This window comes from Bradyrhizobium sp. HKCCYLS3013 (assembly GCF_051167615.1).
Lineage (GTDB): Bacteria > Pseudomonadota > Alphaproteobacteria > Rhizobiales > Xanthobacteraceae > Bradyrhizobium.
Window position 1 is genome coordinate 1 of sequence record NZ_JBNPTK010000035.1, and the last position, 7,500, is coordinate 7,500.

The following is a 7,500-nucleotide window of genomic DNA, read 5'->3' on the forward strand; positions in this document are numbered from 1 at the left end:
CGATCATTGCGGCCGGCTTTTGCCACCGCCGTGGCATCCACAAGACGGACCGGTCGGCCTTTCGCCGCGGCCAGGCAGGTCTCACCTGCGCTCCCAACGAGCAGCCGGCTGACCAGTTGTTCGAGCCAATCCGCCGAGTTGCGTAGCCGCTTGAGAAGCGCGACATTCGACAATGAGGCAAGTCCCATCGCCTCAGCCCATGCGGCGGTCAATCGCAGCCCGCGCGTCCCCCAACAATACGCGAGCACCAGCCGCAGCTGATCCACGGCACATTCGACCTTGCGGGCTCGTTTGAAAGCCCCAAATTCCCGAGCCTCATGCTCAAGCAGGTCAGCGCCGCCCAACCGAGCGATAGTGCGCAGCCATTCGGCGTTCGAAAGCGATTCGTCAGTCACTCGACCGAGGAATCATCCATTTCCGGCAGCAAAATGGTAAGTTAGCGCCAATGGCGGCTGCCCCTCACCCCACCCCTCTCCCCGTGAAGAACGGGGAGAGGGAGCGCACCGGCGTCGCGGAGAGCGCTCGACTCTTAGCTGGAAAGCCTGCGGTCACTATTGCGTAGTAGTTACCTGCCCTGATCTGCAAAGACCTACCGCTTCGTGATCTCGTCCTCGTCGCGCTGGCTCGGGCTCGACGAATCCGCCGTGGTGCGGCCTTCGGTCCAGTCGATGCCGAACGCATCGAGGCCCTCGGCCAGCAGGTCGCCGAGCATCGGCTCGCCCAGCAGATAGCGCGCGGTGTGGCGGTCGCGCTGGCCGGCGGCCTCGCGGCGCAGCTCGTCCCACTCGTCGATATCGCCGTCGCCGCGACCGAGCCGCATCAAGGCGACGAGATCGGTCTGCTCATCCTCGGTCATCGCGTTGATGAAGCCGGTGATCTCGCGCACCACGGGATCATCGCCGCTGTCCTGGAGCACGTCGACCATGTCGTCATCGGCGGCATTCGAGCCGGAATCCTCATCGGTCGCCTGCTCCTTGACGTCGAACTCGCGCGCCTTTTCGATCAGGAAGGCAACCTTCTCGGGCGATATCGTCAGCTCTGGCATGGCGTTCTCCTCATGGACGGACTGCAGCAACGCCTGTTCCGGGCAGTTGATCCATTGCGCCGGAACAAGCCGCGCGGCATCGTTACCGGCATCAAGAATAAGACGAGGAAGCGCGCATGTCTTGGACGATCGGCCGGGTCAGGATCACCAAATTCGTCGAGCTGGAGACCGTCGGCGGCACCCGCTTCATCCTGCCGCAGGCAACACCCGAGACGATCCGCGAGCTGTCCTGGCTCACGCCCGATTTTGCGACCGATGAAGGTCGGCTGAAGATGTCGATCCACACCCTGGTGCTGGAAACACCGACGATACGGATCGTGGTCGACACCGGGCTCGGCAACGACAAGCAGGGCCGCAGCGTGCCAATCTGGAACAACCGGACCATGCCCTTCCTTGAGACGATAAGCGCGGCCGGCTTTCCGCCTGAGAGCATCGACATGGTGATCTGCACGCATCTCCACGTCGACCACGTCGGCTGGAATACGAAGCTGGTCGACGGCCGCTGGGGGCCGACCTTTCCCAATGCGCGCTATGTCTTCGGCCGCGCGGAATATGAGCATTGGCGCGATCACAGCGAGGCCGCCGACGAGACCGCGACCTTCGCCGATTCCGTCCAGCCGATCGTCGCGGCCGGACGCGCGGAGCTCGTCGGAAGCGAGGATGTGATCACCGACGAAATCACGCTGATCCCGACGCCGGGGCACAGCCCGGGTCATGTCAGCCTGCACATCCGCTCGGAGGGAGCGGAGGCCGTGCTGACCGGGGACGTCGCCCACCATCCCTGCCAGATGGCGCATCTCGATTGGAGTTCGACGGTCGATTCCGATCCGGCGCAGGCGGCCGCCACGCGCCGGGCGCTGTTCTCGCGCTTCGCCGACACTGAGGCGCTGGTGATCGGCGGCCATTTCGATGCCGGCCATATCCGGCGCAACGGCGCCACCTTCCGCTTCCAGGCAGTGCCGGGCCGCGGCAGCGCATAGCCCGCGAGGTTGAATTTCGCCCCGCCATGCTCCATGACAGGGCTCTGGAATACCAAGGAATTGAGGGAGAGAAACCAATGAAGCTTGTTCGCTACGGCGAGAAGGGCGCGGAAAAGCCGGGCCTGATCGATGCATCCGGCCAGCTGCGCGACCTGTCCGCGCATGTGAAGGACCTCGACGGTGCGGCCTATGCGCCGGAGTCCCTGAAGAAGCTCGCCGCGCTCGATCCGGCCTCCCTGCCCGCCGTCGCCGGCAAGCCGCGGCTCGGCGCCCCCGTGACCGGCATCTCGAAATTCGTCGCGATCGGCCTCAACTACTCCGACCACGCCAAGGAGACCGGCAACCCGATCCCGGCCGAGCCGATCTTCTTCCTGAAGGCCAACACCGCGCTGTGCGGTCCCTATGACCAGGTCGAGAAGCCGCGCGGCTCCACCAAGCTCGACTGGGAGGTCGAGATCGCCGCGATCATCGGCACCCGCGCCAAATACGTCTCGGAGGCCGAGGCGCTCAACCACGTCGCCGGCTACACCGTCTGCAACGACGTCTCCGAGCGCAACTTCCAGATCGAGCGCCTGGGCCAGTGGACCAAGGGCAAGTCGCACGACACGTTCGGTCCGGTCGGCCCGTGGCTCGTCACCAAGGACGAGATTCCGGACGTGCAGAACCTGTCGATGTGGCTCGACGTCAACGGCCAGCGCCGCCAGACCGGCACCACCGCGACGATGATCTTCTCGATGGCCAAGTGCATCTCCTACGTCTCGCAGTTCATGACGCTGCTGCCCGGCGACATCGTCACCACCGGCACGCCTCCCGGCGTCGGCATGGGAATGAAGCCGCCGACCTTCCTCAACGTCGGCGACGTCGTCACGCTCGGCATCGAGCGCCTCGGCGAGCAGCGCCAGGAGATCATCGAGGCGTAACGTCACCTCACCGTCATTGCGAGCGAAGCGAAGCAATCCAGGGCGTCACGCGCGGCTCTGGATTGCTTCGTCGCTTCGCTCCTCGCAATGACGGATAACAATCCGCATCGAGCCAACAGGAAGACGCCGATGAAACTCACCTTTTCGCCCGCCTCGCCGTTCGCCCGCAAGGTGCGCATCGCCGCCATCGAGCTCGGACTGATCGATCAAATCGAGTTCGTGCCTGCGGCCGTGGTGCCGGGTCAGGCCAATGAGGAATATTCGAAGATCACGCCGCTCAAGAAGCTGCCGGTGCTGATCCTCGACAATGGCGACGTCATCCTGGATTCCTACGTGATCGTCGAATATCTCGACGAGCTCGCCGGCGGCAACAAGCTGATCCCCGCCTCCGGCCCGTCGCGCTGGAAGGTCAAGAGCGAGCATTCGATGCTGCAGGGCATGCTCGATTCCATGCTGCTGTGCCGCTACGAGGCCTTGGTGCGCCCGGAGGGAATGCGCTGGCAGGCCTGGTCCGACGACCACTGGAACAGAGCCTGGATGGGCATGGCGCGCTTCAATGCGCAGAGCGACCTGATGACGCGCCCGTTCGACGTCGCCGCGATCGGCCTCGTCTGCGTGCTCGGCTATGCCGATTTCCGCTTCGCCGATTGCGGCTGGCGGAAGGCGTTTCCGGCGCTCGACGCGTTCCATAACAAGATGCTCGAACGCGAATCGGTGAAGATCTCGGTGCCGCCGGCGGCTTGATCCCCGAACAGGAGCTGCCGTGACGCTGACATTCTCGGTTGCAGACACGACCATTCATCGCATCATCGAGCAGGAAACCACGTTCCTGCCGGCGCGCGAGATGTTTCCGGAGCTGACGCCGGAGATGCTGGCGGCAGAGCGCAGCGCGCTGCAGGCGGCCGGCGCGCTCGATGCGCAGGACACGCTGATCCTATGCTTTCAGTCCTACGTGGTGAGGACGCCTCATCACACCATCCTGATCGACAGCTGCATCGGCAACGACAAGCCGCGCGCGCGGCCGGTCTGGAACATGAAGAGCGACGACAGCTATATGCGGGCGCTCGCAGCCGCCGGCGTCTCGGTCGACGACATCGACGTCGTGATGTGCACCCATCTGCACACCGATCATGTCGGCTGGAACACGCGGCTCGACAATGGCCGCTGGGTGCCGACCTTTCCGAATGCGCGCTACGTCTTCGCGCAGCGCGAATATGACTACTGGGTGGCGCAGAACGCCAAGGCCGAGGTGCCTCCATTCGCCGACAGCGTGCTGCCGGTGGTCGAGGCCAAGCGCGCCGACATCGTCGGCGACGAATTCTCGATCGGCGATCATATCCGCCTGCTGCCGACGCCGGGGCATACGCCCGGCCATGTCGCAATCGCCGTGGGCAAGGGCCGAGACGACGCGGTGTTCGGCGGCGACCTGATCCACACGCCGTTGCAGCTCGGGCTTCCCGAACTGTCACCGAAGTTCGACGTCGACCCGAAACAGGCGGCTGTCACACGACGAACGTTCCTGGAGCGTTATTGCGACACCGCGACGCTGTGCTGCACGGCGCATTTCCCGTCGCCCTCGGTCGGCCGCATCAGGCGCAAGGGCAGTGCCTTCGCCTGCGAGGCGGTCTGACGCCCGAGCCTGGCGTCCGCCGCGCGCTTTCGCATCAATCGAACAGGCTCGGCGTATAGTTCACGGCGGCGCCTTCGATCGCCAGCATCTTCAGCTTGGTCTCCACACCGCCGTTGGCGGAGAAGCCGCCGGGCTTGTTGCCGGCCGCGAGCACGCGATGGCAGGGCACCACGATCGGGCACGGGTTGCGCCCCAGTGCCTGGCCGACCTCGCGTGACAGCTCGACTCCGCCGAGCTGCTTGGCGATATCGCCGTAGGTCAGGGTCCGGCCCGGCGGGATCCGGCGCGCAATCTCGTAGACGCCGCGCTGGAACGCGCTGACGTCGTCGAGATCGAGGTCGACATCGCTGAGATCATCCGGCTCTCCGGCAAGCAGCGCCGTGATCCGCGTGATGGTGCGCCGCACATGCGGCGGCGGGTCGGCCTCGCCGATGCCGTCGTAACGCTGCTGCATCCGGATGCGGATCTGCGCGACGCCGCCCATCGGCAGTTGCACCGCATTGATGCCGCGCGCTCCCCATGCGATCGCGCAAGGGCCGATCGCGGTTTCGAAAATCGCAAAGCTGTGCTCTGACATGACGGACTCCATCGCCGCTCTTCCCCGTATCATCTGCCAGTCAAATTAGGCTTGGAGAATGTTGCGATCCACCCGGATTCTGCCAATGTCGACAGCGGAAGCGCCGTGATGCCCATCGGCAGGCCGAAAGGATGGGAGCACGGCACAGGGGCAGCCCGGCGCAAAGAGCGGGCGCCTCATCCGAGGAAACCAAGGCGAGGGAGAAGGCCATGAAGCTGACGCCGGAGCAGATTGCATTCTTCAATCGCGAGGGCTGGCTGTTCCTGCCCGAGCTGTTCAGCCCGGAGGAGACCGCGTTCCTCGCCCGCGAGGCGGAGGCGATCTATGCCGCCGACAGGCCCGAGGTCTGGCGCGAGAAGAGCGGCGCGCCGCGCACGGCGTTTGCCGCCCACCTCTACAACGACGCCTTCCGCGTGCTGGCCGCGCATCCGCGCATGATCGAGCCGATCGAGCAGATCTTCGGCGAGAAACTCTACATGCATCAGTTCAAGATCAACGCCAAATCGGCCTTCACCGGCGATGTCTGGCAATGGCACCAGGACTACGGCACCTGGAAGCGCGACGACGGCATGCCGGAGCCGCGCGCGATGAACATCGCGATCTTCCTCGACGAGGTGATGCCGATCAACGGCCCCTTGATGCTGGTGCCGCGCAGCCAGCATGCCGGCGATCTCGAGGCCTCGCATGATCTCGCGACCACGTCCTATCCGTTGTGGACCTTGGACGAGGCCACGGTGACGCGGCTGGTCGCGGAAGGCGGCATCGTCGCGCCAACCGGAAAGCCCGGCGGCATGCTGATGTTCCACGGCAATCTTGTGCACGGCTCCGCCGGCAACATCACGCCCTACCCGCGCAAGATCGTGTATCTCACGCTGAACGCCGTCTCGAACCACATCCGCACCCCGACGCGCCCGGAGTACATCGCGCATCGCGACTTCACGCCGATCGAAACCCTGCCGGATGATGTGTTGCTGCAACTCGCGCGAGCGCATCGCGAGGCGGCGGAGTAAGCCATATCGCCATCACGAAGCCCGGCCATGACGACGGAGGTGGTAGTTGCAGGTCGCGCGACAATCTGGAAACCGGACAATACAATGAACCTCCACGCCCTCCTCCAAGCCCGCGCCGCCGCCGGCAAGCCCGTGCGCGTCGCGTTGATCGGCGCCGGCAAGTTCGGCTCGATGTTCCTGTCGCAGGTGCCGCACGTGGCGGGGCTCGAGGTGCCCGTCATCGTCGACCTCGATCCGGGGCGCGCGCGGGACGCCTGCCGCACCGTCGGCTGGAGCGCCGAGCGGATCGAACGCACCGCGTTCAGTCCCGACGGCGCAAAAGCGCTTGCTGACACCATTGATGTCGTCGTCGAAGCGACCGGCAGTCCGGCCGCGGGCATCCGCCACGCGCAGGCGGCCATCAGGGCCGGCAAGCACATCGTGATGGTCAATGTCGAGGCTGACGTTCTGGCGGGGCCGTTGCTGGCCGACGAGGCGCGCAGGGCCGGCGTTGTCTACTCACTCGCCTATGGCGACCAGCCGGCATTGACAGCCGAGCTCGTCGACTGGGCGCGTGCGACCGGCTTCCATGTCGTCGCCGCAGGCAAGGGCACGAAGTATCTGCCGGCCTATCACGACGTCACGCCGGACGGCGTCTGGCAACATTACGGCCTCACCGCCGGCGAGGCGCAGTCGGCCGGGATGAACCCGCAGATGTTCAATTCCTTCCTCGACGGCACCAAGTCGGCGATCGAGATGGCCGCGATCGCCAACGCGACGGGGCTCGACGTGCCCACGAACGGACTGCTGTTTCCACCCTGCGGTGTCGACGACCTGCCGCATGTGCTGCGGCCTCGCGACCGCGGCGGCGTGCTCGAGCGCTCCGGCATGGTCGAGGTGGTCTCATCGCTGGAGCGGGACGGGCGTCCGGTATTTCGCGATCTGCGCTGGGGCGTCTATGTCGTGCTGGAGGCGCCGAACGACTACGCCGCGGACTGCTTCCGGCAATACGGACTCAAGACCGATTCGAGCGGCCGCTATGCGGCGATGTACAAGCCCTATCACCTGATCGGGCTGGAGCTGAACGTCTCGGTGCTCTCGGCGGCCCTGCGCAAGGAGCCCACCGGCCAACCGCTCGGCTTCCGCGGCGATGTCGTCGCCGTCGCCAAGAAGGATCTGCGGGCTGGCGAGATGCTCGATGGCGAAGGTGGCTATACGGTGTGGGGCAAGGTCGTACCGGCCAGGACCAGCCTGCAGCTCGGGGCACTGCCGATCGGGCTGGCGCATCGGGTGAAGCTCGTGAACGACGTCGCGCATGGCGAGATCGTGCGCTGGAGCGACGTCGCAGCCGATGCCGCG

At 65.6% G+C, this 7,500-nt stretch carries 8 protein-coding genes and 1 pseudogene (1 of these 9 only partly in view); 6 read left to right on the forward strand and 3 right to left on the reverse strand.

The window, feature by feature from the left end; all coding sequences use genetic code 11:
• Both ACQR1F_RS31920 and ACQR1F_RS31925 read right to left on the reverse strand, forming a co-directional pair.
• Positions 1-395 (reverse strand): annotated as a pseudogene (locus tag ACQR1F_RS31920) (IS4/IS5 family transposase); the annotation flags it as partial.
• Between the two features lie 194 nt (positions 396-589).
• Positions 590-1,045: a DUF3775 domain-containing protein gene (locus tag ACQR1F_RS31925; RefSeq protein ID WP_315805511.1), complete on the reverse strand. Its 456-nt coding sequence runs from the start codon at positions 1,043-1,045 to the stop codon at positions 590-592.
• Between the two features lie 116 nt (positions 1,046-1,161).
• Here ACQR1F_RS31925 and ACQR1F_RS31930 point away from each other — a divergent pair, with 116 nt between their 5' ends.
• The 4 genes from ACQR1F_RS31930 to ACQR1F_RS31945 all read left to right on the forward strand — a co-directional run bounded on the left by ACQR1F_RS31930 (position 1,162) and on the right by ACQR1F_RS31945 (position 4,575).
• The gene (locus tag ACQR1F_RS31930; RefSeq protein WP_434914536.1) at positions 1,162-2,025 is read left to right on the forward strand and encodes an MBL fold metallo-hydrolase; all 864 of its coding nucleotides are present in this window, start codon (positions 1,162-1,164) and stop codon (positions 2,023-2,025) included.
• A gap of 77 nt (positions 2,026-2,102) precedes the next feature.
• Positions 2,103-2,945 (forward strand): fumarylacetoacetate hydrolase family protein, encoded by an 843-nt coding sequence (locus ACQR1F_RS31935; protein ID WP_315805513.1) that lies wholly within the window; start codon positions 2,103-2,105, stop codon positions 2,943-2,945.
• A gap of 129 nt (positions 2,946-3,074) precedes the next feature.
• Positions 3,075-3,689 carry a glutathione S-transferase family protein gene (locus ACQR1F_RS31940; protein ID WP_434837969.1) on the forward strand — a complete coding sequence of 205 codons (615 nt, stop codon included), beginning with the start codon at positions 3,075-3,077 and terminating at the stop codon, positions 3,687-3,689.
• A gap of 19 nt (positions 3,690-3,708) precedes the next feature.
• On the forward strand, positions 3,709-4,575 hold the full coding sequence (locus ACQR1F_RS31945; protein WP_434914537.1) for an MBL fold metallo-hydrolase: 867 nt from the start codon (positions 3,709-3,711) through the stop codon (positions 4,573-4,575).
• A 34-nt stretch (positions 4,576-4,609) separates the two neighbouring features.
• On the opposite strand, the gene ACQR1F_RS31950 is transcribed toward ACQR1F_RS31945, so the two are convergent.
• The gene (locus ACQR1F_RS31950; RefSeq protein WP_434914538.1) at positions 4,610-5,152 is read right to left on the reverse strand and encodes a methylated-DNA--[protein]-cysteine S-methyltransferase; all 543 of its coding nucleotides are present in this window, start codon (positions 5,150-5,152) and stop codon (positions 4,610-4,612) included.
• A gap of 209 nt (positions 5,153-5,361) precedes the next feature.
• Between ACQR1F_RS31950 and ACQR1F_RS31955 the strand changes: the two genes are divergently transcribed.
• On the forward strand, positions 5,362-6,162 hold the full coding sequence (locus tag ACQR1F_RS31955; protein WP_316183598.1) for a phytanoyl-CoA dioxygenase family protein: 801 nt from the start codon (positions 5,362-5,364) through the stop codon (positions 6,160-6,162).
• An 84-nt stretch (positions 6,163-6,246) separates the two neighbouring features.
• Positions 6,247-7,500: the 5' portion of an NAD(P)H-dependent oxidoreductase gene (locus ACQR1F_RS31960; protein ID WP_434848088.1), read on the forward strand. It continues 51 nt past the right edge of the window; only the first 1,254 of its 1,305 coding nucleotides appear in the window; its start codon is at positions 6,247-6,249; its stop codon lies beyond the right edge, outside the window.

Bases quoted from the DNA above. Each gene is read 5' to 3' on its own strand.
- ACQR1F_RS31925 (WP_315805511.1), bottom strand. From the start codon at position 1,045: ATGCCAGAGCTGACGATATCGCCCGAGAAGGTTGCCTTCCTGATCGAA.
- ACQR1F_RS31930 (WP_434914536.1), top strand. From the start codon at position 1,162: ATGTCTTGGACGATCGGCCGGGTCAGGATCACCAAATTCGTCGAGCTG.
- ACQR1F_RS31935 (WP_315805513.1), top strand. From the start codon at position 2,103: ATGAAGCTTGTTCGCTACGGCGAGAAGGGCGCGGAAAAGCCGGGCCTG.
- ACQR1F_RS31940 (WP_434837969.1), top strand. From the start codon at position 3,075: ATGAAACTCACCTTTTCGCCCGCCTCGCCGTTCGCCCGCAAGGTGCGC.
- ACQR1F_RS31950 (WP_434914538.1), bottom strand. From the start codon at position 5,152: ATGTCAGAGCACAGCTTTGCGATTTTCGAAACCGCGATCGGCCCTTGC.
- ACQR1F_RS31955 (WP_316183598.1), top strand. From the start codon at position 5,362: ATGAAGCTGACGCCGGAGCAGATTGCATTCTTCAATCGCGAGGGCTGG.